This window comes from Synechococcus sp. PCC 7336 (assembly GCF_000332275.1).
GTDB lineage: Bacteria > Cyanobacteriota > Cyanobacteriia > Thermostichales > PCC-7336 > PCC-7336.
On sequence record NZ_CM001776.1, the window covers coordinates 2,500,186 to 2,526,398 of the forward strand.

Here is a 26,213-nt window from a genome sequence, read left to right on the forward strand (position 1 = left end):
GAATGCCAGAACCTAGCTGCGCAGACTGACCGCAAAATCTCGCTCCAAGCGCTCCCGCACTTGCTGGTGAGCCGATTCCACCTCTGCCTCAGTCAGCGTGCGATCGCCCGCCCGATACAGCAATCGAAAGGCCAAACTGCGCTGTCCGTCGGGTACCCCCTTGCCCCGATATTCATCAAACAACTGCACCGATTCCAGTAGCGTCCCAGCAGCCTCGACAATTGCTCCCTCCAACTCCCCCACACTGACCCCAGTGGAGCTGAAAAAGGCAATATCGCGATCGGAGGCTGGGTAGGTGGAGAAGTTGCGGTAGGTGGCGACACCCAACTCGCGCAGCCCTGCTAGCAGCACCTCCAGGTCTAGCTCGAAGGCATACACCTCATCCGGCAACCCCCGCTGACTGCGGACGCGAGGGTGCAGTTGGCCGAAGCTGCCCAAGCGAGCTTGTTCCAACCACAGTGAAGCCGTTCGCCCCGGATGCAGGATTGGGATCTCCGCTTCCGGCTGAAACGTTGCCGTGAGACCTAGCCGATCGAGCACGTTTAGCAACAGCCCTTTCGCCCCAAACCAATCGAGCGCTCGGCTGTTCCCCTGCCAGTCAAATCGGGTGGGATTGCCCCCGACAATGCCCCCAATATGGGTGGTTTCTGCATAATTCTCACCCTCCCGCCAGAACACTTTGCCCAGTTCGAAGCCATTCAGGGGGCCGTTACCGCGATCGAGGTTATAAACCAATGCGTCGATCAATCCCGGCAGCAGTTCCTGGCGCAAAGCAGAAAACTCTTCAGCGATCGGGTTGGCGATCGCCACCGGCAAGCCGGTAGTGCGAGGGCAGAGAGAAATTTGCATTAACTCGGTCAAGCCCTCACTGCGAAAGGCTTCCCGCACGCAACGCACCAGCATATCCCATTCTGCCAGGGTGCCGATAATGGGTTCGGCTGGCAGCGTCGCGGAGAAGCGATCGTAACCGTAAAGGCGAGCGAATTCTTCAATTAAATCGATTTCCCGCTCGATATCCCGCTGTCGGTAGGCCGGTACCGCCACTTTCCAGCTCGGTCGCAGACCTTCAGTCGCAGTCTCCAAGGCGAGCTCGAAACCTAAAGCCGTCAGAATGTCTTCAACATCGGTAGCCGCGATCTCGTCCCCCATGACGTCGATTAAACGTTGCAGCCGCAGTCTAATGGAGCGCTCTTCAGTGGGACGGGCGTCGCATTCCACTTGTTCCACCAATTCGCCCCCGGCAATTTCTAAGATGAGAGCGACCGCGCGATCGCGTGCCGTCAGCCAAGCCGACGCATCCACCCCCCGCTCGTAGCGGGCCGAAGCCTCGGTACGCAGAGACTGAGACCTGGCCGATCGCCGAATCGCAGCGGGATCGAACAGTGCCGCCTCCAGCAAAATATTGACGCTGTCATCATTCACCTCCATCCGTTCGCCCCCCATGACACCCGCCAGTGCAACGGGTTTATCCCCCGCCGTAATGACAAGGTTGTCGGCGGCCAGAGGGCGATCGCTACCATCCAACGTTTGCAGCCTTTCCCCCGCTTTTGCCAGCCGCACTCCCACTGTGGGGGGACGATCCGCCGCACCCATGACCGCCTGCAACCGATCCCAATCAAAGGCGTGCAGGGGCTGGCCCCATTCCAACAAAACATAGTTGGTGATATCCACCACGTTGTTAATCGATCGCTGTCCGCCCGCTTCAATCTTGCGGGCGAGCCATTCGGGAGAAGGACCAATGGCGACACCGCGAATCAGGCTGGCACTGTAGGCGGGACAGTGGTGGCTGTCAGCGACTGCCAACTGAATCGATGGCGATCGGGCGGGTTTGGGGGGAGCTGAGGTAGGCAGGCGCACCGGATTGCGAGTTAGGGCTGCCACTTCGCGGGCAATGCCCACCATGCTGAGGGCGTCGGCGCGGTTAGCGGTGGAGAATAGATCGAGAATGGCGTCATCTAGCCCCAATAGCGGTCGCACGTCGCTGCCCAGTGCGGGCTCCCCGTCAAACTCGTGAATGCCCGCAGAGTCTTCTTCTAGGCCCAATTCCTTCAAAGAGCAAATCATGCCCTCGGATTTGACGCCCCGCAGCTTGGTTTGCTTCAATTTGAGGTCGATTGCGGGCAGATAGGTGCTAACGGTGGCGACAGGCACGTACAAACCTACCCGCGCATTCGGTGCCCCACAGACAATATTGAGGGGCGCGTCTCCCCCCACATCCACCTGACAGACCTGCAGGCGATCGGCGTTGGGGTGCTTGTCAGTAGCGAGGATTTTGCCCGCCACCACCCCATCGGCAAGGGCGCGGCGATCGTCGATGCCTTCCACTTCAAAGCCCGCCAGCGTTAGGGCTTCGCCAATGGCCTCTGGCTCCCAATCGAAGTCCACCAGTTGCCTCAGCCACTTTAAAGAAATCTGCATCTCGCACCCATCCCTCTGCACGCACAGCTACTTATGCTATCACTCCCAGTTCTCTCCTCCTGTAGGCGCGCTACCTCTCCCAGGAACACAAGTCAGCCTTTGAGGTTAAATAAGGCAAGATAGGCAGCGATGGCCCGAAACCTTCCCAACTGGAGACTGTCGGGAGGCGGTTAGGGTTCTAGCTGGGCTGCGTTTCGCTATAACAGTTGTGATGCCCGCGCTACCTACCTGCGATCGCCCGCAGGAGACCCCGTGGCGATTTGACCATTTGTGACTGGATGGACCCAACGTGATTTTTCTGCTTCTTCTCGCGATCGCGTCTTCAGCCACTGCGGCTGAGCTGTCGGTACCTGCCGACGATGTGTTGGTTAGCGCTAGCGACCTGCAAGTGGCCCAGGGACAAGCCTCCGACCTAATGGATCGACCTTCCGCCAGCCGCGAACTGTCAGTTCCCGACAGCCCAGATGCCGCCACCTCAGACACCCCCACTGCAGACATACAGGATAGTTTGAATGAAGGGGGTTTAGGCGATCGAGATACGTCGGGAGAAGGGAGCGAGCTCGACTTCGGACCGAGCTCCCCCGTCCCATTTGAAGCCGGGACAGAGCTGGACGTTGCCGAAGACTCTATCCCAGCTAACGGTCTGGAGGTCATTTCCGATCGGCAAAATTTCGACACCGAAACGCAGGTATTTACTGCTACTGGCAACGTCAGAGTGACTTTCGGACAAACGGTGTTGCGGGCCAACATTGTCAGGATGGACTTGGTGGAACAAGTGACCACCGCCGAAGGCGACGTCATCATCGACATTGACGAGCGGCAGCAGGTGCGAGGCACCTATCTGGAATATCATCTCGATACGAAAACAGGCACTCTATACGACGCAGAAGGAGACCTCGATCTCGTCAACTTGCCCACCAGCGTTCAGCGGGCCGTCCTGCCCGACGATGTCGCGGCAACCAGCGTCTTCGAGCCTCCTTCCGCCCAGCGGCTGAAATTTATCCGTTTTGAGGCAGAGGAACTCCTCCTCACCCCAGATGATTGGCGGGCTCTCAATGCTCGCATCACCAACGATCGCGAGGGACCGCCGCTCGGACCGGAGCTGGAGATTCGCTCGCGTCTGGCCACGTTGGAAGAATTACCCGACGGGACTAGCTTGCTCCGGGTCCGCAGCAACCAGATCTGGTTCGATCGCCTGTTTGGACTTCCCTACTTCAATCGCGAAATTATTTTGGGGGCTGACGAAGCCCGCCGCAGACCTCCTTTCAACGTCTCGTTCAATGAAGATGATGGCGGTCTCATCTTGCAACAAGACTTCGAGTTGCTCAATCAGCGCAATGTTAGTTTTTCCCTCGGCCCCAGAGTGCGCGTCCAGCAGTTCGGCAATGAGGATGGAGTGCTGGCAGCCTTTGGCCTCAACCTAGATTTCAATGCTGTCACATCTTCTGGGGTGACTGACTTATTTTTGGCCCTCAATTCCTTGGCCATTGGCAGCGACGGGTTTGAAGACGATCTGCGCGGGTTCGTCCGCCATACCATGCCTGTTGGCCGCAATAGCCGCTATGGGAGCGCAGTCTATCGATATTTCTACCGACCGCGATTTACCCCCACCTTTGACGATGACTCCGATTCTCCTGAAATTGCCCATCAAGTGGGAGCTGCGTACAACAGTCCTTCTGTCAGCCTAGGCAACACCGGACTGCGATTGAATGGCCGAGTGGCAGTGGACTGGTTCGATGCTGAGGAACGAGTTGGCAATGAATTTTTACAGCTCGTTCGCGCTCGTGCCGACTCATCCCTGTCCCGCAGATTTCCCCTTTGGCAGCCGTCTATCGCCAATCCCGATGCCCAGCCGAGGTTTAGCTTTGCCCCCATTCAGCAGGGGGTATGGCTTTTAACCGGTTTGAGAGGCCACTACTCGCAATATTCCAACGGCGACGAACAGGGTCAGTTTGCGAGCAGCGTCGGCCTTCAAGGAGTGCTGGGAGAGTTCGATCGCAACTTTTTCGACTTTACTGCTTTCAATGTGGTCTATAGCAACGCTATCTTTCAAGTCGATAACACCCCCTTCGACTTTGATGACATTACTGCGCGCGAGATTCTGCGCGTTGGGGTCAGACAGCAAATTTTCGGGCCTTTCCGGGTAGGAGGTGAATCTAGCTTCGATCTGAGAGACCCCGATCGTGGCGCTCTCCAGGCCCTTCTGAGTCTGTCGTACGATCGCCGCACTTATGGAGTTACATTAAGCTACAGTCCGACCCGACAGACGGGCAGTTTTGTCATCCGCATCGACGACTTCAACTGGATTGAGTTCGCGGCAGACGAATTTACAGAAGGAAGGACGCAGTAAGCTAGAGCTCTGCAGGAGTCCACTCACTTGGGTGTCTCTGCCGAGGTAATAGGTACCTCCAGTCGAGCGAGATATTGCCGAACTAAGGTATACACTTGAGCGTCGATGTCAGGCGCATCGCAATCGAGCCAGATGAGATTGGGGGTGCGGCGAAACCAGGTCATCTGCCGCTTGGCAAATTGGCGGGTGTGTTTGACGATCTCCAGTCTGGCTCGTTCCAAAGACCAATGTCCGGCCAAATATTGCCCCAACTCTCTATAGCCCAATGTTTGCAGCAGGGGCAAATCCCTGCCGTACTGCTGTTGGAGATGTTGGACCTCCTCTAGCCAGCCAACAGCCAACATGCGATCGGTCCGTCTGGCAATGCGTTGCTCCAACACCGCAGTGTCTCGACAGCACAAGCCCAGAATGAGGCTGCTGTAAGCGGGTGGCTGCCGTCGTTGCAGAGTTGAGGGGGGACGACCGGTGCTGTAGAACACCTCTAGCGATCGCAAGGTGCGCACGCAGTCATGGGGATGAATCTTACTCGCCCCCACGCTATCCACCTGCTGCAAGTACTGGTGGAGCAAGGGTTGTGGCAATTGACTGAGTTGCGATCGCAACTGGGAATTGGGGGCCACTGCCGGGATGGCCAAGCCCTCAGTCACGGCTTGCACGTACAGTCCCGTTCCCCCTACCACAATTGGGGTCTGGCCGGCAGCGTGGGCAGTCTGAATGAGATGCTGGGCTTGCTGTTGATATTGAACGACCGTAAAGGTCTCAGTCGGCTCGGCAAGATCGATTGCATGGTGGGGCCAGCGGGCGCGCTCGGCAGGGGTGGGCTTAGCCGTGCCGATGTCGAACTGCCGGTAGATTTGACGCGAGTCGGCACTCAACAATGGCACCCGCAGCCGCTGGGCAAGCTGGAGGGCGCGAGCGGATTTACCCGTTGCTGTCGGCCCGCAAATCACAATCAGTCCCGACATAGATCCTGTAGAAGGCAGTCCAAATTCGCTACAGTGCGATCGCACCCTTTCGATCCTACTGCGATGGCCTCACCCGGAGATGCCCCCCCTCTAACTTGGATAGCTCAACTGGAGGCTTGGAAACAACAGGCTGGTAGGGATACCTGGAAGGCATTGGCCCAAGCCAGCAACCTGTCTCGCCACCGCATTCAACAACTGCGGGCGGGGGCGATCGCCAGATGGCCGCTAGAGGATTTGCTGTCCCTCTGTCTGGCACTGCAGATTTCGCTATCCGAGCTCGCCGCAGCTGCTGGCATCCCTTTCGACGGCGATCGCTCCGAGCCAGACAGGGGCAGCCGCGAAGTGGCGATTGTCGAGCGATCGCAGATAGCCCTGGAGGAAGACTGGCAACGGGAGGCCCTCCACCAACTCGAACCCCTGCTACGACAGTGGCCCACTGCCCTCTACGCAGCCCGACATCACAATCTCCCAGCCAGCCAATTACTGGGACTGCTCGCCCCTCTCGATCGCTTACTGCGCCAGTGGGAAATTTTTCCCCTCGGCCAAGTCGGCCAAGTGACTGCGTTCGATCCCAGTTGGCAGCAACCGCTTTCAGACGAGCCATGCGAAAGCGGTACCCCAGTCAGCATTCGCTACATCGGGTACCGCTGGCGAGACAAGCTCTGGCTTAGGGCTCAAGTCAAACGAGCCTCGATAGTCAATTAGACCTTAGCCGATTGCAGTTGCTCTTTAATGCGCTGCAGCTGATCGGCCCAGCGGGGATCGGGCTGGGCAGCAACGGTCTTATCGACAAAGTTGGAACCGCCACGGTTGCCGCGCTTGCCGCCAGACTTACCAGACTTGCCGCCACCGCCACCAGACTTCGCTGCAGCAGGAGCAGTCTCTTTATCGCGAGACTGGGCTACTTCTACTTTGAGAGTGGCATCGCCAAAGGGTTGAGCATTCAGCTCGGCGATGTACTTTTGAGCCACTTCGTCAGATTCAACCGTGGCAAACCCAAAGCCGCGACATTGACCCGTCTTGCGATCGGTCACAATCTTGAGGGAGACTGGCTTGCTGATTTCGCACAGCCGTTCTTCCAATGCTTGCTTGTCAACATCTTCAGATAAATTGCCAATATAGAGACGCACAGACATTCAGGAAACTCCTAGCAACCAGACTCCTAGACAACAGATCGACGTATCCAAAAAAGTGCTAACTAACACTCGAGAATTGCAATTCATTCCTCTAACACCGTTTGAAGTCCACTGCTCTAAACACTGCCCTGGCCCCGTTCGGACACAGCTTAAGTAAACAGGGGACTGATTAGCTACGCGACATCACATTATCGGTAAAGCTTAAAAAATACAACAGCGTTAGAGCTAAAACCCCTTGAAACACTCTACATAACCCCGTAAAAACTCTGATGGAACCTAGTGGATAGTTCGAGAATCAATCTGCAGGGACCACTACTAAATTCCTATAACAAAATTTCTATATACAGGTATTCAATAATAGAACGTAACATCCTAACAGGTTGGCCCGTTCGAGTAGGTTGCCTGCTGGCGGTTCATTCGACCCAAATATTCTAGGCCAGTTCGCTCAATTTCGAGATTAATATTTCAATTGGCGCTTCATGACAGCTCCGTCGCTCAGCATAACACTATTTTCTCCACCGAGAGCCCTCCTTTTTGCCAGCAGGGCACAGCCAACCCAGATCGGTCAACTGGGCGAGCGGGGGTTGCCAGCACCTGAGTTCGATGACTCTGCATTGCCCTTACCCCCCGGCCCCTCTCCCCTCGCGAAGCGTGGCGTCAGCCGTAAACTTGGGAGAGGGGAGAAGCAGCCTAAAACCCGCAATCTACCATTCTATTCCCCTTCCTCCAATTTTGGGGGAAGGGGTTAGGGAATGAGGGCCAGTTCCTTGTCGAACTCGCGTTGCCAGCAGACCGCTAAGCGGGGCAGGTTGTGGGGTAGGATGTGACTTGCATTAGCGATCGAAGTTTTATTTCGGGCCGTTTTGCCACGATTCAATCAGCCATTACCTTGCCGAGATCCGAGAAGTTACAATGTCCGCGATTCAAGAAGTCACAATGCCAGCCCTGAGTTCCACCATGGAAACAGGTAAAGTGGTCTCCTGGGCAAAAGCTGAGGGCGATCGAGTGGAAAAGGGCGAAACCATTTTGGTGGTGGAGTCAGATAAAGCCGATATGGATGTGGAATCTTTCTATAGCGGCACCCTGGCGGGCATTGTGGTAGAGGCCGGAGCTTCGGCTGCGGTCGGATCGGCGATCGCCTTTATCGCCGAATCGACGGATGATATTGCAGAAGCCAAAGCAAAGGCTGAAGCGCTTCGCAGTGCTGCTCCGGTGGCAGCCCCTGCAGCTGCGGCCGAGGCCGTTGCAGCCAAACCTGCCAGTCAAGGAAATGGGAAATCTCGCCCGTCCTCGCCGACTTCCGCAACCCCAGCCTCCCCCTCTGGCCGCACGATTGCATCGCCGCGAGCTAAGCGATTGGCGCGGGAGCTCAATATCAATCTCGCGAATGTGCGCGGCAGCGGTCCAAACGGACGCATTGTGGCTGCCGATGTGGAAGCAGTGGCTAAAACGGCAGCAAGACCTGAGGCGATGACTGCTCCTGCAACTGCCCCCGAAACTATTCCTCCAGTGGCTTTAGGCGAAGTTGCTCCATTCACAACTTTGCAGCAGGCTGTGGTTCGCAATATGACCGCCAGTCTGTCGATACCGACTTTCCATGTTGGCTACGCGATCGCCACCGATGCCCTCAACCGCTTGTACGCGCGGGTCAAGCCGAAGGGCGTGACCGTGACGGCGCTGCTTGCCAAAGCCGTGGCGATGACGTTGGAAAAACATCCCTTACTCAATGCCAGCTATACCGAAGAAGGGGTGCATTACAAAGCCAATATCAATATTGCTGTGGCCGTAGCGATGGAAGATGGTGGGTTGATTACTCCTGTCTTGCAAAATGCCAACCACGTGGATCTATACGAGCTGTCTCGCCAGTGGAAGGATCTGGTCGATCGCGCCCGTCGCAAGCAACTGCAACCGGAAGAGTACAGTTCCGGTAGCTTCACAATTTCGAACTTGGGCATGTTTGGGGTCAGCCTGTTTGATGCCATTCTGCCTCCCGGCCAAGGCTCGATTCTGGCCATTGGGGGCTCTCAGCCTACTGTGGTGGCAACATCGGAGGGGGCGATCGCCGTCAAGCCCCAAATGCAAGTCAACATCACCTGCGACCACCGCGTAATTTACGGTGCCAATGCCGCTGCGTTCCTCAAGGATCTGGCAGCACTGCTCGAAACTCAGGTGGAAACACTCGCCATGTAGGTCGAGCCGATTTCAAGGAAGGGGGAGTTCTACAGGCAAGCGGTTCACTCGCTAGCGGTGTCTGCTGCCGCTAAATATTTGCCATCCACTAAGAATGTTCCGTTGGCAAATCGAACGCTGTAATATCCCGCTGGTCGCATCTCTAAGACTCGACCCTCTTCCCCCAGCCGAACGAGCGTTGCTGGACGCAGCATCGGCATTGGGTCGGCAGTTTTAAGAAAAGGAGGTAATTCGACAATTTTCACAACATCGCCGACACGAATTGCAATATCCATAATTTAAACTTAATCAGTTTAGACATTGTTTAGGGCAAAGTAGATGCTATCATCGTGTCCCTCGCTCAGATGAGATGCAATGTTAACGTTTGCACTCGATGGCAAGTTGTTGGAGAGTGCAGCGGTTGCCTCGATCGCATTGAGTGAGGGACTCGTCAGGAGGAGGACGAGTGAGTCAAAGGTCGGGCAGACTGCACCTCAACCATAACTGCCTGCAGAGAACTGAACAAAACCACCCCTGGCAAGGGCTGAAAGCAACCTTAGCGATCGCCGAATTCATTGCCAAGATAGGGGGCAACGCTGTGTCTGGCGATTGCGGGCTGTCTATTCTCGCTTAAAAAATTAAGAATGATTAAAATTATTGCAAACTGTTTTGAAATTGAGATGATTGAGCACTGGGAGGGCGGCGATTGCCGCATGGGGTTATGGAAAAGGATGGAGCAGCGACATCGTTAGAGCGGTATTTGCTGGAAGCGGGCATCGTGAACGGCAGCGAATTGTCTCTAGCGAAGAAATTACAGCAGCGGGAAGAAGGACCCCTGTTGATGATTTTGTTACACCTGAATTTTATCGACATCGCGCAGCTAGAGCGACTGTGGGATTTTGACTCGGCAGCTTGGGCCTCGTAGGTGATTCAGGTTCGAGATTGTCGCACTCTACTGTCGAATGACCCCATACCGGAGTTGGGGGCATTTCCGATTTTACTCACCCATTGCTCGCTCGCCCTCTGGGGACAACTCTTCGAGCAGTTGAGAGCCACCTATCCCGCTTGGCATCTCGTGAGCCCCATCGATGCCAAACAACACACTTCATACGATTCAATTCCGCTAGCAGAAGTCGGCGATCGCTTTCCAACTTTGCTCGCCTCCGAACCGTTTTGTAACCTTTACCTGCCCCCTGTGGCTGCTGGGTCGTTGCCTGCCCTGCAGCAATTAATTGAGGTGGTTGCACAACTGCGATCGCCCGCCGGTTGCCCCTGGGACCGCGCCCAAACGCCTATCTCGCTGACCCCCTACATTCTCGAAGAAGCCTATGAAACGGTGGCAGCAATTCGCAGTGGAGACATCGAGCACACGATTGAAGAGCTAGGAGATCTGCTGCTGCAGGTGGTGCTACAAGCTCAAATTTTTGCTGAAGCAGAGATGTTTGCGCTGGCAGATGTGGCAGGAGGGATTGCCGCTAAGTTGATTCGCCGCCATCCGCACGTATTCGGTCCAGAAGCGTTGTCGGAGATCGCGGTGGAGGAGGTGCGACGGCGGTGGGAAGAGATTAAGACCGAAGAAAAGCAGTCGGAAACGCTGGCGGACAAGGTACGCAGCTATGCAGATACATTTCCTCCTTTATTGGCGACTAGCAAGATTGTCAAAAAAACGGCTGGTCTGGAGGGGGTCGATGGCGTTCTGGGGTCCGAACAGCAGTTAGGTGATGCGATCATGGCGTTTGAGGCAGCAGTAAAAGGCGATCGCGAATTGGCCCAAGCATCCCTGGGAGAAGTGCTGTTCCTATTGGTGCAGTTGGGGCATCGGCACGGATTGAAGGCGACGGCGGCGTTAGAGGGAGCAAATGCTGCAGCGGTGCGGCGGGTAGAGGCGATCGAGGGTGTAGCGTTGGGCAAATGAGAGGAGTGCAGTTAGCTGCCAGACTGTCAGGGTGGGCGCTTAACGATATAACTTGTCCTCGAGGGAGCGAACTTGGCGCTCTAGTCGGTCTAGGCGTCCTCGCAGTTCGTCCATTTCGGCTTGGCGGGGGACGCCCAAGTCTTGCATGACATTGCGAATTTGCCGCTGCAGTTGGGCTTCGAGGTTGCCCTGCTCGGTTTTGAGTTGAGTCATGACTTTTTCTACAACCTGCTTGGCAGCAGCAGGATCGATGCTGCCGGATTGGGCTAAATCGTCGGCAGCTTTGGAAATTTGCTCTATGACCAGCGACGAGGTGCCAATACCCATCAGCAGCATTTGTCGTAATAAGCTGCTATTGTCCATGTGTTCGCGACCAGCTTTACTTACATCTATTGTGTCAGAAAGTATTACTCTCTTATGACAACATCGGTTTCTCTGCTAACGCTCAATCTCGATGGCGGTTCACTGGGTTTTGCTTGTTCGCCGCAGGTGGCGAGGGAGTTAAAGGCAGCTTTGGAGGATACCTTGGCTGCTCGGTTGCGGGGGGTGGCAGAGAATCCCAAGCAGCGGCAGGAGTCATTTGAGTTCCGCCAGACTGGGGAGCTGTTTTTGGAGGTGTTTTGCAATCCCAATCAGTGGGCGACACCGTTTGTGGCAAAGGTCTACATCACGGTGAAGACTGCGCAGGTGCGGGTGTCGGCGGAAGTACTGCTATCGCAGGTGCGGGAGGATCTCGATCGCTTTTTAGAGGCTTGTGCTTAGGTTGCAGAGCTATGGGGGAGTTCGGCCATGACTGAGGCTGCGGAGATCGCCGTCACTGAAGTCTCAAAGGGGGGGCTGCAGGCAGGATTAGTGACTGAGGGGGTTTGGTTGGGCTGGCACGAGCGCCGCAAGGCACGCCAGCGGGTGCAGGGCGATCGCGGCACGACACTGTTGCTAGCTCTGCCGCGCGGAACGGTGTTACAGGAGGGGCAAGTGTTGTATCGCGATGGGAAACTGCAGATTGTGGTGCGATCGCAGTCCGAGGCACTTGTGAAAATTCAGCCCGCCTCAATTGCCGAGAGTTGTCGGGTGGCCCACCACTTGGGCAATTGGCACCGGCCGGTGGAGATTTTAGCGGATGGGGGGTTGCTGGCAGAATGCGATCGACCGCTGGTGGATTGGTTGGAGGCGGGGGGCATTCGGTTTGAGGCAATTGAAGCGCCGTTTCAGCCCAATTCAGTGGCACACCCCCATTGAAATCTCCTGCAAGAAGGATGGCTACGTTTGTAGGTTGTAGTCGGTATAGCCCTGCAAGGCTTCGGGATCGAACTGACGCAGGATAGGAGTAGCCGATCGGATCGAGGCATCGGACCCCTGTACGACGATGAGGTATTTACCTTCGTTGAGACGGTTGCGATAGGGCAAGGCGTCGCCGCTACCGAAGGCAATACCCGCTCCTCCGCCCACAAAGAAGCTGCCCATCGCCCCAGCGATCGCCCCTAACACCCCCCCCAAGAGGCGATCGCCGAAGGGGTTGCCCACAATGACAAATCCGGTGGAGAGATTGAAAGCAATCCCTGCCACAAACCCGAACGGCACCAACCAATAGGACATGAGAGTGGCTTGTTTGCGGGCTTCTTCTTGAGGATTGATGAGGCCGAACTCGTCTGCGCTGCGATAGCCCTTGCCCAAGATGGCGACTTTATCCATCGGCAATCCGGCTTTTTCGAGCGCAGTATAGGCAGACTCTGCCTGCATGCGATCGCTCAATACTGCCACGAGATAATTCATCTTGCACCTATCCCTCAATGGGCCGGATTTTACTCTAGCATCGCCCGAATAGTGAATCAGTTGAAGTCTGCAATCGGCTTACCCCATTCGCGCAGGGGCTGCAGGACGCGTTCCCCTTCCTCCGCCGAGCCTGCATAACAAGTGACCACCACAAAGAAGGGCTTGTGCGCCATCACTGCCCAGGAAAGTTCTCCTCTTCGGGCACAGTACCCGTGAATGAGAGTACGCCAACCTCATCCGGCTCGTTGCGGACATACTCGCGAGACTTGCTGGAGAAGTATAAACCTCGTCCATGTTGGGACCTGGAGTTTTCAGGCATTGCACTCGGCCCCCTCAATCCCCCACCAGTGGGGGACTTCCGAGAGACTATTGACTTCGTTCTGCAGCTGTCGATCGCCTTCCCAGCCTCCCAATGCCAACTGGCACTGCACTCAAGTCCGTCAAATAGATCGCTCAAACATTCACCAATAGAAATTACCGCCCTGCAAATTGAAATTTTAGCTGTGAAAAGTGAATCTACCCAAAACTCGGCCGCAGGATGATTAGCTGAGTTTAGAGAGTGCATCTTTAACAGCATCAACAGTTCTAGAATCTATATTTTTTGCTCCCATTGGTGATAGATGTGGCCCTAAGGGTATATACCGAACCGAGAGAGTGGGGTCAAAGCCACCGACAAATCGGTTTCGAAATTGACTACTCCAATCGAGAGTATCCTTTGCCCTAACATCTCCCTCGAACCCTGTAATATTGACTAGATTGAAGCGCCCACCATTATTCCTAGCGGCTGCAACCACTAAATCTTTAGTCTCTTTCTCGGAGGGGATAACTTCAAGGCCAAATTTAGCAAATAGGTTAGCTAGAGCAGGAATCGGGATAGCATTCCTTAAATCAGCTAAGACAGGTGCGAGCAGAATCATTGATTGGTTTGTCAGAGAGGCAATATCATTAAGATTGACATTGCCATATTTTTTTACTGCAGCTCCGATATCCGATCGCAAATTAGCATCTTCAGGATCGACAGATTCTAATATCGATAAAAGTTCTAGCAAGGCTATGTACTTACAGCCCAAACTATGTCCCAGCCAAAAATATTTCCCTTTCTCAAGTATTATTTCAGGATCTTTAATAGCATTGATATAGTTTTGATAGAGGTGAAGACCAGAATAGCCGAGACTCTCAGCTTCAAGTAAAATTGACTTAAATAGATCGGCTTGAGAATCTAATAAATCTATTGCTACAGACCAATGGCGAAAGGTAAATCTATAAGGCTTAGCTACGATTGTATAGCCTTGAGAAAATATAGATCCTAACAAATCTCTGTAGAAAATAGTAGGAAAAGTTCCAAAGAAAGCTCCGCCAATAAACTGGACAACACCAATTGGTTCTGGATGGATAGCAACCCAGTCAAATTTTAGAGGCTTAAAAATTATTTCTGACTGCACTTGAACAATCTCCACATTATTAAATAAAGCTTTAGATTCAGTACAATTGATAGTAATCTGAGGGCCAATTTATAAATATAGGCACAATTGCATACTCTTCACCCTATTTATTGGATTTGCCTATAACAATCCGAGATGACTTGTAAATACCGATCCCTGCCAGCACTGGATTTCAGGCATCCTGGCGTTTACAAATGGCTTAGGAATGCTATAGCTGTGAACTGTTAATGCAATTAACGAGTAGACAAACCCAACAATGGCATGGGCTCAATCAGATCTCAACAAAATGATTGTTTGAGTATCCTTGCAAATTGACCCTCAGATCTCTAATGCCTTTTTTAGAAAAATTGACTCCTTATCCAGGAGCAACTACTTCTCGCCGAGTTCCAAGGGAATAACTTAAGTTGTCGAAATCTAAGCAATCGCAAACCAGCGGGAAATCATTTGGCAAGAAAGTACCACGGATTTCTGGATTGAGTAGAACTTCAGCTCTTTCACTTGAGAAAATAGAGGCGAAACCTCGAATCTCTATTTCCGGGTCGGGATCGAGAATAAACTTACCTACATCCGGCAATAGCTGTAGCGAAGCCGTAGCTAGAGGTGGGAGGATAAAGCTATCGCTCTCATAAGTTATATAGCTAGGTGCAGAAACTGTTTCACTATAGTTTATCGGCTGGTTGTCTCCAGCTATGTCATAGAGAAGAACCGCGTTGCCTAACAATATCCTAGCTCCAGGAGAAGGAAAACCTGCATCAGGAGCACTAATCGTGAAAACCCCTCTTAGCTTGAGAGGATCTTCCATGAGATTGGATATAGTTAAGAAGTAGCCTTGAATCACTCGTCGGGCAACTTTATTGAGAACAGAAACTCCAGGAGAGCGTGGAGCAATCGGTCTGACTAAAAGTTCAAATGGGGAAACTTCCATATCTCTAGCCTTGTTTTCTTACACGACATTATTATTTCTGAATGGTTTAAGCTTATGCAGCTAAACCGAGTTTAGTCAGAAACCTGTAGTTTTAATGAGGCATCTTTTAGTCCCTCTCACTAACGCTGTTAACCGCTGCATTCGCCCCCTAAGTCCCCCAGAATGGAGGACTTAATTACAATGCTAATTGGGGTTGGGAGACGGGGAAGACGAACCAGCGAATCGCAGTCATTAAAGTTGCAGAACGAAGCCAACCGACTCTCACAAGTCCCCCACTAGTACTCCAGATTTTCTGCTTCCTCCTGTGACGAGCATTGATGAGGGGGTCTATATGAGATTCTGCCAATTGACCCGTCAATGTCTTATTGGCTTCTTCCCACTCGTTGTAGTTGACGAGGTAGTCCCGGTGGGGATATGCCCTCCATCTACTTGCACAACCAATTTCGCAGCAGGGGCAGGCAATTCCTCTTGAGTTGGGGGTTTCTCATGCTCCTTAGCCAGTTGAGCCCCAAGCTGATTGGTCAGGCTTTTGACTCGGGCATGGTTATTGACACTGCGACGCTGAGCGTTCAATTTCTCTAGGTTGCTTTCAGCTTCTCGGTAACTATGCAGTGCCCCTTGCTCACATTGCAGTTTGGCCAAGTCTGGGCAGTTTGGCCAAGTCTGGGTGGATATCTGAGCCAAACACAGAGGTAATCGTGGGGGTGCTTTGCCAGTTGCACTCAGGGTTCTTGCAACGATGCTTTTGGATGCGTAGCTTATCGTCGCTGAAGACTGCGTGCAATTTGGATTGCAGGAATCCATTCTTGCTAATCTTCTGTCCGCACAGAGGGCAAGCATCGGGACTCAGATCGATGAGATTTCAAAATAATCCGTTACGCTTCCAATCGGTTTTGTGCCGAAACACCGGAGATAGTCGGAGGTTACCGGAGATAGCAGAAGTTTGCAAGGGGGATGCAAATCCCTTGCCAGAAAAGGGTTTTGGGCTGGAATTCAATCAGAGAAAGGAATGGCACAGACGTGATTTGAACACGTGACCAAGGGCTTATGAGTCCCCTGCTCTACCACTGAGCTACTGTGCCTGAGGGCCAAAATCTAAACAAAAGCTTTAGGCCGGATACTAACCTATCACCTCGGTGCGATCGCTGCCAAGCACTTCCCTCCACCAACTTTGAGGTATAGTCTTCTCGACTATATTCTCCCTCGCTAGCATGAGTCCCACGCCATCTCTTTTCAATTGCGATCCCCTCAGCCGCGCCCGCATCCTCAGCGAAGCACTGCCCTACATTCAAAAGTTTCAGGGGCGCACTCTTGTCATTAAATATGGGGGGGCCGCAATGGTGCAGGCGGAACGGCGTGCTGAAGTGCTGCGCGATATTGTCTTTCTGGCCTGCGTGGGCATTCGACCCGTCATCGTTCACGGTGGCGGCCCCGAGATCAATACTTGGCTGACCAAACTCGATATTCCCTTCCAATTTGTAGATGGTTTGCGGGTGACGGATGCCAAAACGATGGAAGTGGTGGAGATGGTGTTGGCGGGTCGGGTCAACAAGCAGCTAGTGCAGTTGATCGAGCTGGCTGGGGGTTCTGGTGTGGGTCTTTGCGGTCGCGACGGTCAGATCGTTAGAGCCCGATCGCAGGGGCGCGAGGAAATTGGCTTTGTGGGGGAGGTCGCTAAGATTGACCCGACGTTGCTCAATACCTTAATTCGCGATCGCCACATACCGGTGCTCTCCAGTGTGGCTGCCGACGAAACCGGACAGGCTTTCAACATCAATGCCGACACGGTTGCGGGGGAGATCGCCGCTGCCTTGGGGGCCGAAAAACTGATTTTACTCACCGATACACCAGGCATCTTGAGCGATAAAGACGACCCCAGCTCCCTGCTCGATCGCATCGATATCCAAACGGCCCGCCAACTGATTGAGGACGGTACCGTTGCTGGCGGCATGATCCCCAAGTTAAACTGTTGCATTCGAGCCCTCGCTCAGGGGGTGGGTTCTGCTACGATTCTGAACGGTGGCGATCCCCACTCGCTCTTACTGGAAGTATTGACCAAAGAAGGCAGCGGCACACAAATTTTGGCCTCTCGCTACTGTATGGAACAATCAGCTCGAGCGGGAATGGGGCGATCGCACCTTTAACCCCGCTAACAGCCCAGTTATCCCCAGGCACCCCCAAGCTAGCCAATCTCCCCAACGACTGGCGATCGTCAATTCGGAGCGTAAGGAAACGATCCCGGAGACGGTCTTCCGCTGCCATAACGGACCTCGTTCCAGTATGCGTCCCGAAGGGGCGACAACGAGATTGCCGCCAGTATTGTTGACAAAGGTAAAGCTGCGTCGCGTTTCGATCGCCCGGAACACCGACAATACGGAATGCAAGATGGGCCAATTACTGCGGCCAAACCAACTGTCATCCGAAATGGTTAGCAACGACTGAGCTCCCCGTCGCACGAGCGAGCGGGAGGCTCTGGGCATGACGCTTTCCAAACAGATGGCTACACCGAGCTGGCCCAGCCGATCGCCAGCCTCTAGCGGTCGATAGCCACCCTCAGAGGGGACGTAGCGAGCCGTCTCGAAATATTGAAACAACCACTGCTTGCCATAGCGATCGCGAATGCTGCCATCCGAGCCGTACAGCAGGGCTGAATTGACAAATTTCAATCGATCCCAAGCTACTCCCTGCTGGTCGGGGAGGGGCTCGCTCGCCCCCACAATCAAGCCACCCCCTTCTGGCAACTGTACCAGCAGGGGATCGATAACCCTCTCCTCCAGATCGGTGTCCTCCACCTGGGCTCGCATTGCCCCTTCCGGCCACGCCACCAGGTCGGCACCTGCCGCGATCGCAGCAGTGGAAAACTCCTGTAACTCTCGATAGCGGCGATCGCGATAGCTCCAACTGCGATCGGCCTCCAGCCATGCCACCGGCTGAAGGGTGGCAATGCGGTAGCTGTCAGCGACTTCACTTTCTAGAACCGATAGGCGAATGGTTCCATAGGCCAGAGCTGCAATCCACAGCCCCAGTGGGAAAGCGATGGCAAGCCAGCGTTTGGGGGGAGGGGCAATCCAGAGCGCGGCGAGCGCGGCGTTGCTCGAGATCGCTAAAAAGGTCGCGCCCCAAATGCTGGTCATGTCGGCAATTTGGATGGCGACGAGCCAGTTGAACAGACAGGCACCGTAGTGCAAGGGGAGGGGAAACTGTACGATCCCAAAAAAGCCATCGAAACTGGTCCAGACAGCGGCGATCGCCAGCGGACGCAGCCACAGCCCACACTGCTGCGTCAGTTGCAAGCTGAGCAGGGTGGCAGCAATGAAATAGAGGGGAACCAGTGGCGCAGCGATAATGCCCCCGATGATTTCCCCCTCCGTCAGCGCTTCAACAGAGAAGGGATCGGGTAAGAAAATGAGGCTACATACCCCCACCCAAGTGGCTGTGCAGTAGCGTATCTGCTGTCTCAAGGGTTTTTGCCAGCACAGATAGAGCAAAGGAGCCAGCCCCAGCAATGCGGCGGGATAAACGTGCAATAGGCGATTGGGCGACCCCAAGGCGATCGCGACAATTGACAGCAGGATCGCGGCCCAGGGCTGGAAACGAGTGGGTTGGCTCGCTCTTGGCGATCGATGCATAGTCTTTTGAGATGCAGGCATGACGGATGACCCATGACGGAGAACGCAGGAACGATCCCCGCATCCTTTGGTTAGCTGTTGAACCTTACCTGCGATCGCGCCCCTTGTGAGTCAAGCGATCGGCATATTCATTCCACCTCAGTCCAGTATGTGCTTTGACCCAGACTGCCGAGATCTCGGGACAATCCTGCTTCAGCGCCGCCAGTTGCTTGACCAAATCTAAATTCTCGACCGGTCCTGTCTTGCGTTTCCAGCCGCGCTTCTGCCAGCCAGCCATCCAGCTATTGTAGGTTTGCACGCACAAATTCGAATCGGAATAGAGGGTGGCGGCATCCCAGTCCCGAGGGCGATCGCGGCAAAACTCCAAAGCCCGAATCATCGCCAGCAATTCCATTCGGTTGTTAGTGGTCGCTTTCTCGCCGCCGCAGTCCTCGGCGATCGCCTCATCCCGCACCACCACCACAAATCCCCATCCCCCCGGCCCGGGATTGGGGGAACATCCGCCGTCGGTAAATACTTTCCACACTCGATCCATACCCGTATCCTTTCACCACTATTTGTGTAACTGCGATTGAGCTGCTCTAGCCTCTGTCCGCACAAGACGGGATTTCGGGTTGGAAAACCGCTGCGATCCCCACATTTGTTTAACCTGAGTTCGATGGCTCTGATTGCCCTCACCCCCGGCCCCTCTCCCAAGTTTGGGAGAGGGGAGAAGCAGCCGAAAATCCTTACGGGGCCTTGTTCCCCTGCCCCCAAAGTTGGGGGTAGGGGTTAGGGGAAGGGGGCCACAGGCATCTAGACAAATGGCCAATGTTTCGGAATATGAATTTCGCCAGCAGCATCAAGTTTGGGGGAAGAGGTTAGGGGATGGGGGCCAGACACCTGTCGAACTGGCGTTGTTTAGGGGAAAATCAGTTTTTGAGGCATAGAAACACTAGATACAGCGTAATCTACTTTTGCCAAACCTTATAGACACTAGATATTTTATCAATGCAGAAAAAACCCCCAGACAGATCCGGGGGAGGAGTGGTGTGTTGAGGTGATGAATAAACCCAGTATATCCTTGGATTTCAACAAGTGGTAGATAAAACGCAAAAATCATGCGTTGATGAGTATTTTCCCCTGGTGGAACGTACAGCCACAAATGACGTTTTAGGTCCGAAGGAAATACCGTTTAGTCCTCAACATATAGGCGATTAAATGGGATATTCTTGCCGCATAAACGCTAGATATAGAGTTGAGAGAAAGAGAGGATCCCTCAGGCAGTACGTACTTCGGCCAAGGGCTTCGGTAGCTGCAATTTTTCGAACAGACGCGGAAAATCGAAGGATTGCTCGATCAAATCTCGAACGCATTGCACCTTTACCTCTTCGTGCAGACGCACTTGACCGAACACCCGTTCGATCCGCTCGACTGTGGAGAGGGTATCCAGATCCACAGACAGGATGGGGATTTCCAATTCTTCTGCCCGCAGGCGAATCAGATCGGTGGGGGGAAGCTGACCGGTGAGGATCAAACAGTTCGTAGAGGTTTCTAGTGCCGCCAGTTGAATGTCGGTTCGATCGCCTCCTGTAATCACCACTTTGTGCTCCGACTTGCGGAAGTACTTGAGGGCGGAGTTGACGTTCATCGCGCCGATGGTAATTTCTTCGACCAGCAGGTCCAATCGATCGTCGCAACAGAGCACTTCGGCATCGAGCTGATGCACGAGCTCGCCCACGCTAATGCTGCGCAAAATACGGTTAGTGGGCAGTATGCCCAATACGGCAATGCCCTGCTGCTCTAAATAGGGCACGATATGATGTTTCACTGTGTCTGTGATGTCTTCGGGGACATCGTTGAGCACGACTCCAATCAGGCGATCGCCCAAGCGATCGCGGGCGGACAATAGGGTATCCACCACCACTGCATCGGTGTAGCGAGCTAATAAGACTACCGAGGCATCTAGGGTCTCGGCCATTTGCACCAGTGATAGGTGAAACAGTTGGCCCTCTTGCAAATCTCCCGGCCCCTCCAAGAGGGCGAGATCGGCAGCAAATTTCTCTCGATAGTTTTGCAGTTGGGGGGTGTAGTTGGTGGGACCCGTCCGATCGACTGCCGCCAATACTGTATCTGGATCGAGGCGGGCGATGGTCGGCAGGCGAGCCTCGGCTTGCAGCCCCAGCCAATCGGCAATAAAGGTGACATCGGGGTCAACTCCGTCGCGATTGCAGTTGCCGTCCATACAAGCCGCTAAGGGCTTACCGTAGGCTACTCTCAACCCCTGCGCTTGCAGGTGGGCAGCCAGCCCCAAAATTGCAGCAGACTTACCGCTATAGGGAGCCGTCGATCCAATGAATAAAAACTGCGACACGCCTGTCTGACCCTCCTAAAACCTCATTTCTGCGCGACCAAAATGCAAACGCCAGTGGGTAACATAACGACTGCAGGCAACCGGAGCGTCACTGTTAACCGCCAAGGCTGCGGCTAATCAACGATGGGCAGCTACCTCGTACTAACGAACGACATTGAGTCAATCGCTGGCCCCACATTACCCGATTCGGTGGCAGAATAGATGGCTTTTTATGGGGTAAATCGTCAACAGATTGCCAAAAGAGCCACGCTCGATCGCCTGCCTGCCGTCTTTCCGCCCAGCGATCGCACTCTTGCAGTGACCCAATCGGACTCAACTGCAACTTCGCGTCACTACAAAATAGAAAAAACCTAAGCCGCCACCCTTTTCAAAGGTTTGTGTACCCCCAGTGTAACGAACTTCTAGGGGCTCCGTTGTCGATTGCCCGCACCTAAAAACTTTCTGCAACTTTTCCCCTCGGCACCCGTTCTGCGTAGTCCTTCACTTTGACAAATTCAAACGACCCCAACTGAGAACCCCACACCTGCTCGTCGGTTTCCACATCCAGACCGCGATCGAGGCTAGTGAACCGCGTCGGGGTGATGTCGAATTTCACCACTAGATAGGTTTCTCGATCTTTGCGAGTCACGCGACAGTTTTTGCTGGGTATGCTCTCGCCGTGAAATCCCGTTTCGGTGGGGACTAGGTTGCTCAAACAACCCGGCAGTTGGACAAAATCGGCAGCGGTCATCTCAGCCACTTTGCTCAAATCGCGACAAGCGCCAATAAAGCGATCGCGATTGGCCAGAGCGTAGTTTTGCAACCACAGCCCCTCGTCTGTTTCGTAGACGCGATAGGCCCCCTGGCGATAGGGATAGTCGGGATAGACATCGTAGTGCTGCTCTAGATAGAGCCCCGGACCGTCAAACACCGACCAAGGCAGGGGGCAGTGGTGAACGTGGATATTGGCAAAATAAACCGGTTGCTCCATTGCTTGAGCGATGTTGTTGAAATGACCAGCTAGGCAGCGGGTGAGTTCTAACAGTTGGGGGGACGGGCGATCGCTCATGATGGCGAGGATAGTGTAGAGAGGTCAATCAATCGTTTGAAGGGTCGGCTTGCAGTGCAGGCGCGCTAGAAGCATTTGGATGGCGGCGATCGGCAAACCCAGAACACTGTTGCAATTGTTGTCGGGCAAAGATCGCCCGAGCCTTGACAGCCAATTGGGAATCTTCGAGCAGCAGGCGATCGAAGCAAGTCTGGACTTGTTGCAGGTACGCTTTCTCTGCTGCTAGGTCATCTTGACGGCGAGCCAGAGAGAAGACCTCAGCTAGCCGCTGCAACCCCACAACTGCGGCGTAACGAACGATCCATTCCTCATCTCTAGCCTTGAGTAATAATGCCTCTAAAGCTTTCGCTTGGGCGGCGAGACGGCGATCTCCATCCGAGATTGAGGACCACTGCACAAATCCCAACCCTCTCGTTGCGGCCCGACGGACGCTAAAAGAAAAATCGGTTGTTGCAGCATGTAATAGAATCTCTAACCCGCGCGGATCGCCGATGCCCGCTAGCGCCCGCACTGCCCAAGACCGAGCAGTGTAGTTATACCCATCCATTAACTCCAGTAACGGCACCACAGCAGGCTCGCCAATCAGTACCAAGCCATCCACAGCAGCAACCGCTGCACCGGGATTGTTGAAGCTCAGTACCTCAATCAGCGTCGGTATCGCCTCTAGCAGGCGGGCCTCTGCTAGCGCTTCCACCGCATCGAGCATGGCATCTGCAGAATCCGCCAGATCGACAGCCCGTATGAGTTCTGCACAGGTGGGGTGTTGAGACATCAGCACTACAGCAAGGTATCCATCAACATCAAAATTTCTGCAGTCTGTTCGGAAACGGAGTCTGGCAGCGAATCTCCTGCCTCCCCTAAATGATTTTCCAACAATCCTTGCAGAGCAATCAGCTTCAAGCTGTTTTCCGCCAGTGTCTCTGCCACAGCAGGTGCGGCGGGGATATAGTCAGTGGCGCTTAAATCCATCAGGGCAGACCGACGCAGTTGCAGCTCGGGACCGGCCAACGCTTCAATCAGGCGATCGCCATACTGCGCTTCCCCTGTCATTTGATACAGTGCCCGTGCCGCCGCATACTGCACCCGTTCGACCGGGTGCGCCAAAAACTCGCGGATGCGATCGACTTCTCCAACGGCGTTGAGGCTGCCGAGGGCCTCTAACACCGCATCGTAAGGTTGCACGAGATGGGGTTTTCCCGGCACAAACTGTGCCGCCTCGATGCCCCCCTCCAAAAGCTGCGCCAAGGGAGCAATGCAGTCTGCCTCCCCCAGCAGTTCTAACGATTGCACGGCAGCTTCCCGCACGTAATAGTCCGAACAGGACAAACAGGCAATCAGATCTGGAATCGCGCGGCGATCGCCCATTTTCCCTAAAGCCCTAGCCGCATTGCGCCGCAATGGATAGCCGCCATCTTCCGTACGATCGTCCTCATCCGTCAGAGCTGCGATCGTGAGGTCAACCGCCTCGGCATCCCGAACTCGAAATCGCCCCAGCCACCAAGCCGCATAAAATCGCAGTCCTAAATCTTCCCCCTTGAGATTGGCGATCGCGCTCTCCAGGGTCAACTGTTCGGCTTCTCCCACATGCAAAGGTTCGTAAGGATCTCGTAACATCGCGATTCATCTCTTGACGCGTTCGTGCGCATAGCAAAAAACGGGCAGGCAGCTAGCTACAAGCTTGTAACCGCTGTCTACCCGAACTTAAGAGCTTAAAAATTAGCTCAGAGTGTTAATCGCATAATCGATGTAACCATTCGCTTCGGTTGCAGCATCGCCAGACAAACCGTGGTTGGCTTTGATGTACTTGAGCGCCTCGACATACCAGCTGGGAGACAATTCGAAAGTACGGTTGATTTCGTCCAAACCAGCGATTAGGTAATCATCCATCGGACCGGTACCGCCGACTACCAAGCAGTAAGTGATCATGCGGATGTAGTAGCCAATATCGCGGGAGCACTTTGCCTTGCCCGTAGGGGTAGAGGCGTAAGCAGAACCAGCCATCGTGGTGGTGAAAGGAAACTTCTGGTAAACAGCTTGAGCTGCACCTTCAGCCAAAGAATCAGCTCTAGCGGTTAAACCCTTAGCCGCTTGCATGCAAGCGGCTGCTTGCTTATAACGACCGAATGCAGACTGCATTTCGGTATTGCCCAGGAAACGGCCTTGAGAATCAGCAGCAGCAACTGCCTCAGTCAGGGGGGTTTTCATTGTTTAAAGATCTCCGATGCTGTTCAAAGCGTTAAGAAATGATGATTTTGAGTCTAGAACTCAGATTGATTGGCAGATTAACCCACAGCATTTGCTGCTAGGTCGAAGTAGCTACCGACTTCGGACATCAAACTGGAGCAGTCACCGCGAGTCACGCCATTGGGATCGTTAGCGAGGGAGATTGCAGCAGCCTTCATTTTCTGAACGCCAACCGAAACAGAACTACCGGGGGTACCCAAAGCTAGGTAGGTTTCCCGCAAGCCGTTCAAGCAGCGATCGTTGAGTACGCTAGCGTCGCCAGCAAAGACAGCGTAGGTCACATAGCGCAAAATGATTTCCATATCCCGCAGGCAAGCAGCCATGCGACGGCTGGTGTAAGCGTTACCACCCGGGGCAATCAGAGCGGGTTGCTCGGCGAACAGTTCGCGAGCGGCGCTAGCAACAATCTCAGAAGAGTTGCTGGTGATGCGGTTGACGGTATCCAAACGCTTGTTGCCATCAGCAACCAGGCTGGAGAGAGCGTCTAGCTTCGCGTCAGTGAGGTATGCGCCTTTAGCGTCAGCTTCAGCGACTGCTTTAGCAAATGCGTCAAACATGTATTCAAGTCTCCTACTTAGCGTTTTGGTTAAGGACGATTGTCATAAGGAATTTAGACCCTGCGTTCAACAAGTCGTTACTTTACTGAAGAAGCAGCTAAGAAATGTGAAGCAGAGTCACCATCGTCATTCTAAAGGCTCCCAGACTCCGGCTTTCGTGAAGTGTCGCACAAGTCAACAAGACTTCACACGATCCTCTTGCAGCAGACCCAGAATCCCGAACGCCCCGGCACTGGCTTAACGCTGGTGAACCTTGGCAGCCGTGGCCTTCGACTTCTCTTTATACCGTCTGCCGGATCCCTGTCTGAGAAAAATTTTCATTTGTTTACATCTCACAATCAGTGCTCTCAAGCTGCAAACTCCTGCTGGCGATCGCGCTCCGAGCTCGTTCAACTGCACGACTTTCCTGAGAAATGGAGGGCTTTGGCCGATCGATAAGCGTCTCGATCGCGCCAAAAATAGTATCGGATTCTCGTAGAATATTGGCTTCTCGTAGAATATTGGCTTCTCGTAGTTCGAGGGGATGAACTCAAACGGTGCAGCTCAGCTCCGGAAATTTGCGCTCTAGATCGAAGAGGAAGCCGTGGATATATTCCTCTGTCCATTCGGGGCCGTACAGGCGTGTAAACATGCCACGGGCGGGATCTTTCTCCGCTCGATAGCGCAGGTAGCGCAGTTGAGCCTGCAAAATGGCTTCTCTGCGCTCGGGGTCGGTGACGGGCTCGGCCCGATCGACAAACTCTAGATAGAGGTTGAGGTAGTCGCGGAATGCCTCAAAGACTTGGGTTTCGACCACTGCAGTCTCTGTGGGGCGAGTCCAGAGAAATGCGGGAGAAAAAAAGGCTCGGGCCTCTGCGGGGAAGTCGCCCCCCCAACTGAGCTGTTGGCGATGGCGCTCGAAGCTGGGCATCACCGGATCGGCATATTTCTCTCGGTAAGCCGGATCGTCCCGAAAGAGTGGCTGCATATCGAGGGCGATCAGATGTCCCCCCGGCAGCGTCACTAAGTCGCCGCCAAAGAAGGGCAAGTCGTAGTTCAACTGCGGAAAGATCACAAAGTTCAGCACCTGCAGCGCCTCTCCCCCCTGAACGTGGGCGGCCCGAATTTGGCGCAGCTTGGGGGATTGGCAGGCAAAGCTGGTGGTCAGCACTTCGGTTTGGCGCTTGCCTTTACCCGAGACCGCCGACTTGGATTCAAACCCCTCGGGGATTGGATAGGGGGATAGGGACAATCGCTCTTGCAGAGTGGCGATCGCCCAATCGAGAAACGGTTGATAGAGAGTCATTGAA

General features: G+C 54.1%; 27 protein-coding genes, 1 tRNA gene and 1 pseudogene. 10 read left to right on the forward strand and 19 right to left on the reverse strand.

Going from position 1 to position 26,213, the window contains the following annotated elements:
• Nucleotides 1-12 precede the first annotated feature (12 nt).
• On the reverse strand, nucleotides 13-2,418 hold the full coding sequence (pheT, locus tag SYN7336_RS11910; RefSeq protein WP_026100936.1) for a phenylalanine--tRNA ligase subunit beta: 2,406 nt from the start codon (nucleotides 2,416-2,418) through the stop codon (nucleotides 13-15).
• A 289-nt stretch (nucleotides 2,419-2,707) separates the two neighbouring features.
• Between pheT and SYN7336_RS11915 the strand changes: the two genes are divergently transcribed.
• The gene (locus SYN7336_RS11915) at nucleotides 2,708-4,768 is read left to right on the forward strand and encodes a DUF3769 domain-containing protein (RefSeq protein ID WP_017326173.1); all 2,061 of its coding nucleotides are present in this window, start codon (nucleotides 2,708-2,710) and stop codon (nucleotides 4,766-4,768) included.
• Nucleotides 4,769-4,791: 23 nt separating this feature from the next.
• On the opposite strand, the gene miaA is transcribed toward SYN7336_RS11915, so the two are convergent.
• A complete protein-coding gene (gene miaA, locus SYN7336_RS11920) occupies nucleotides 4,792-5,733 on the reverse strand; it encodes a tRNA (adenosine(37)-N6)-dimethylallyltransferase MiaA (RefSeq protein ID WP_017326174.1) in 942 nt (313 codons plus the stop codon).
• Nucleotides 5,734-5,796: 63 nt separating this feature from the next.
• Between miaA and SYN7336_RS27975 the strand changes: the two genes are divergently transcribed.
• Complete coding sequence (locus tag SYN7336_RS27975) at nucleotides 5,797-6,438, forward strand: helix-turn-helix transcriptional regulator (protein WP_017326175.1); 642 nt, start codon at nucleotides 5,797-5,799, stop codon at nucleotides 6,436-6,438.
• Here the strand turns inward: SYN7336_RS27975 and SYN7336_RS11935 are convergent.
• Nucleotides 6,435-6,869, reverse strand: coding sequence for an RNA-binding protein (locus SYN7336_RS11935; protein WP_017326176.1), 435 nt, complete (start codon nucleotides 6,867-6,869; stop codon nucleotides 6,435-6,437). The two genes, SYN7336_RS27975 and SYN7336_RS11935, sit on opposite strands and share 4 nt — an antisense overlap.
• Before the next feature lie 912 nt (nucleotides 6,870-7,781).
• Between SYN7336_RS11935 and SYN7336_RS11940 the strand changes: the two genes are divergently transcribed.
• Entirely contained in the window at nucleotides 7,782-9,059 is a 1,278-nt protein-coding gene (locus SYN7336_RS11940; RefSeq protein ID WP_017326177.1) for a dihydrolipoamide acetyltransferase family protein, read from the forward strand.
• 44 nt (nucleotides 9,060-9,103) lie between these two features.
• Here SYN7336_RS11940 and sipA read toward each other — a convergent pair whose 3' ends face one another.
• Nucleotides 9,104-9,334 (reverse strand): regulatory protein SipA, encoded by a 231-nt coding sequence (sipA, locus tag SYN7336_RS11945; protein ID WP_017326178.1) that lies wholly within the window; start codon nucleotides 9,332-9,334, stop codon nucleotides 9,104-9,106.
• Between the two features lie 170 nt (nucleotides 9,335-9,504).
• Between sipA and SYN7336_RS30835 the strand changes: the two genes are divergently transcribed.
• From SYN7336_RS30835 to SYN7336_RS25600, 3 genes are all read left to right on the forward strand, one after another.
• Nucleotides 9,505-9,672 carry a hypothetical protein gene (locus tag SYN7336_RS30835; protein WP_156820128.1) on the forward strand — a complete coding sequence of 56 codons (168 nt, stop codon included), beginning with the start codon at nucleotides 9,505-9,507 and terminating at the stop codon, nucleotides 9,670-9,672.
• 87 nt (nucleotides 9,673-9,759) lie between these two features.
• Nucleotides 9,760-9,963 (forward strand): DUF2949 domain-containing protein, encoded by a 204-nt coding sequence (locus SYN7336_RS11950; RefSeq protein WP_017326179.1) that lies wholly within the window; start codon nucleotides 9,760-9,762, stop codon nucleotides 9,961-9,963.
• Nucleotides 9,964-10,953, forward strand: a complete 990-nt coding sequence (locus tag SYN7336_RS25600) for a MazG family protein (protein ID WP_017326180.1) — start codon at nucleotides 9,964-9,966, stop codon at nucleotides 10,951-10,953. It begins immediately after the preceding gene.
• Between the two features lie 39 nt (nucleotides 10,954-10,992).
• On the opposite strand, the gene SYN7336_RS11960 is transcribed toward SYN7336_RS25600, so the two are convergent.
• The gene (locus SYN7336_RS11960) at nucleotides 10,993-11,316 is read right to left on the reverse strand and encodes a phasin family protein (protein ID WP_017326181.1); all 324 of its coding nucleotides are present in this window, start codon (nucleotides 11,314-11,316) and stop codon (nucleotides 10,993-10,995) included.
• Nucleotides 11,317-11,370: 54 nt separating this feature from the next.
• On the opposite strand from SYN7336_RS11960, the gene SYN7336_RS11965 reads away from it, so the two are divergent.
• On the forward strand, nucleotides 11,371-11,715 hold the full coding sequence (locus SYN7336_RS11965) for a hypothetical protein (protein WP_017326182.1): 345 nt from the start codon (nucleotides 11,371-11,373) through the stop codon (nucleotides 11,713-11,715).
• A gap of 27 nt (nucleotides 11,716-11,742) precedes the next feature.
• On the forward strand, nucleotides 11,743-12,192 hold the full coding sequence (locus SYN7336_RS25605) for an urease accessory protein UreE (protein WP_017326183.1): 450 nt from the start codon (nucleotides 11,743-11,745) through the stop codon (nucleotides 12,190-12,192).
• A gap of 21 nt (nucleotides 12,193-12,213) precedes the next feature.
• Here the strand turns inward: SYN7336_RS25605 and SYN7336_RS11975 are convergent, their stop codons facing one another.
• From SYN7336_RS11975 to SYN7336_RS12005, 5 genes and pseudogenes are all read right to left on the reverse strand, one after another.
• On the reverse strand, nucleotides 12,214-12,726 hold the full coding sequence (locus SYN7336_RS11975; RefSeq protein WP_017326184.1) for a hypothetical protein: 513 nt from the start codon (nucleotides 12,724-12,726) through the stop codon (nucleotides 12,214-12,216).
• Nucleotides 12,727-13,268: 542 nt separating this feature from the next.
• Entirely contained in the window at nucleotides 13,269-14,168 is a 900-nt protein-coding gene (locus SYN7336_RS11990; protein ID WP_026100937.1) for a DUF1350 family protein, read from the reverse strand.
• Nucleotides 14,169-14,523: 355 nt separating this feature from the next.
• Nucleotides 14,524-15,093: a hypothetical protein gene (locus SYN7336_RS11995; RefSeq protein WP_156820129.1), complete on the reverse strand. Its 570-nt coding sequence runs from the start codon at nucleotides 15,091-15,093 to the stop codon at nucleotides 14,524-14,526.
• Between the two features lie 405 nt (nucleotides 15,094-15,498).
• Nucleotides 15,499-15,952 (reverse strand): annotated as a pseudogene (locus SYN7336_RS32295) (ISKra4 family transposase); the annotation flags it as partial.
• Between the two features lie 151 nt (nucleotides 15,953-16,103).
• Nucleotides 16,104-16,175: transfer RNA gene (locus SYN7336_RS12005), tRNA-Met, on the reverse strand.
• 129 nt (nucleotides 16,176-16,304) lie between these two features.
• On the opposite strand from SYN7336_RS12005, the gene argB reads away from it, so the two are divergent.
• Nucleotides 16,305-17,237: an acetylglutamate kinase gene (argB, locus tag SYN7336_RS12010; RefSeq protein ID WP_017326190.1), complete on the forward strand. Its 933-nt coding sequence runs from the start codon at nucleotides 16,305-16,307 to the stop codon at nucleotides 17,235-17,237.
• Here argB and SYN7336_RS25610 read toward each other — a convergent pair.
• The 3 genes from SYN7336_RS25610 to SYN7336_RS12025 form a co-directional block, all read right to left on the reverse strand.
• A complete protein-coding gene (locus SYN7336_RS25610; protein ID WP_017326191.1) occupies nucleotides 17,202-18,743 on the reverse strand; it encodes an apolipoprotein N-acyltransferase in 1,542 nt (513 codons plus the stop codon). The genes argB and SYN7336_RS25610 overlap by 36 nt on opposite strands.
• 64 nt (nucleotides 18,744-18,807) lie before the next feature.
• Entirely contained in the window at nucleotides 18,808-19,257 is a 450-nt protein-coding gene (locus SYN7336_RS12020; protein ID WP_017326192.1) for a ribonuclease H, read from the reverse strand.
• Between the two features lie 723 nt (nucleotides 19,258-19,980).
• Nucleotides 19,981-21,075, reverse strand: a complete 1,095-nt coding sequence (locus SYN7336_RS12025; protein ID WP_017326193.1) for a phosphotransacetylase family protein — start codon at nucleotides 21,073-21,075, stop codon at nucleotides 19,981-19,983.
• 201 nt (nucleotides 21,076-21,276) lie between these two features.
• Here SYN7336_RS12025 and SYN7336_RS30840 point away from each other — a divergent pair, with 201 nt between their 5' ends.
• Nucleotides 21,277-21,429 carry a hypothetical protein gene (locus SYN7336_RS30840; protein ID WP_017326194.1) on the forward strand — a complete coding sequence of 51 codons (153 nt, stop codon included), beginning with the start codon at nucleotides 21,277-21,279 and terminating at the stop codon, nucleotides 21,427-21,429.
• Nucleotides 21,430-21,505: 76 nt separating this feature from the next.
• On the opposite strand, the gene SYN7336_RS12035 is transcribed toward SYN7336_RS30840, so the two are convergent.
• The 6 genes from SYN7336_RS12035 to SYN7336_RS12065 all read right to left on the reverse strand — a co-directional run bounded on the left by SYN7336_RS12035 (nucleotide 21,506) and on the right by SYN7336_RS12065 (nucleotide 26,209).
• Nucleotides 21,506-22,123: a chromophore lyase CpcT/CpeT gene (locus SYN7336_RS12035; protein ID WP_017326195.1), complete on the reverse strand. Its 618-nt coding sequence runs from the start codon at nucleotides 22,121-22,123 to the stop codon at nucleotides 21,506-21,508.
• A gap of 28 nt (nucleotides 22,124-22,151) precedes the next feature.
• The gene (locus tag SYN7336_RS12040; protein ID WP_038026969.1) at nucleotides 22,152-22,895 is read right to left on the reverse strand and encodes a HEAT repeat domain-containing protein; all 744 of its coding nucleotides are present in this window, start codon (nucleotides 22,893-22,895) and stop codon (nucleotides 22,152-22,154) included.
• A 5-nt stretch (nucleotides 22,896-22,900) separates the two neighbouring features.
• Complete coding sequence (locus tag SYN7336_RS12045; protein WP_017326197.1) at nucleotides 22,901-23,737, reverse strand: HEAT repeat domain-containing protein; 837 nt, start codon at nucleotides 23,735-23,737, stop codon at nucleotides 22,901-22,903.
• A 102-nt stretch (nucleotides 23,738-23,839) separates the two neighbouring features.
• Nucleotides 23,840-24,328 (reverse strand): phycocyanin subunit alpha, encoded by a 489-nt coding sequence (gene cpcA / locus SYN7336_RS12050; protein WP_017326198.1) that lies wholly within the window; start codon nucleotides 24,326-24,328, stop codon nucleotides 23,840-23,842.
• Between the two features lie 77 nt (nucleotides 24,329-24,405).
• Nucleotides 24,406-24,924, reverse strand: coding sequence for a phycocyanin subunit beta (locus SYN7336_RS12055; RefSeq protein WP_017326199.1), 519 nt, complete (start codon nucleotides 24,922-24,924; stop codon nucleotides 24,406-24,408).
• 529 nt (nucleotides 24,925-25,453) lie between these two features.
• The gene (locus tag SYN7336_RS12065) at nucleotides 25,454-26,209 is read right to left on the reverse strand and encodes a phycoerythrobilin:ferredoxin oxidoreductase (protein ID WP_017326201.1); all 756 of its coding nucleotides are present in this window, start codon (nucleotides 26,207-26,209) and stop codon (nucleotides 25,454-25,456) included.
• Between the last annotated feature and the right edge of the window lie 4 nt (nucleotides 26,210-26,213).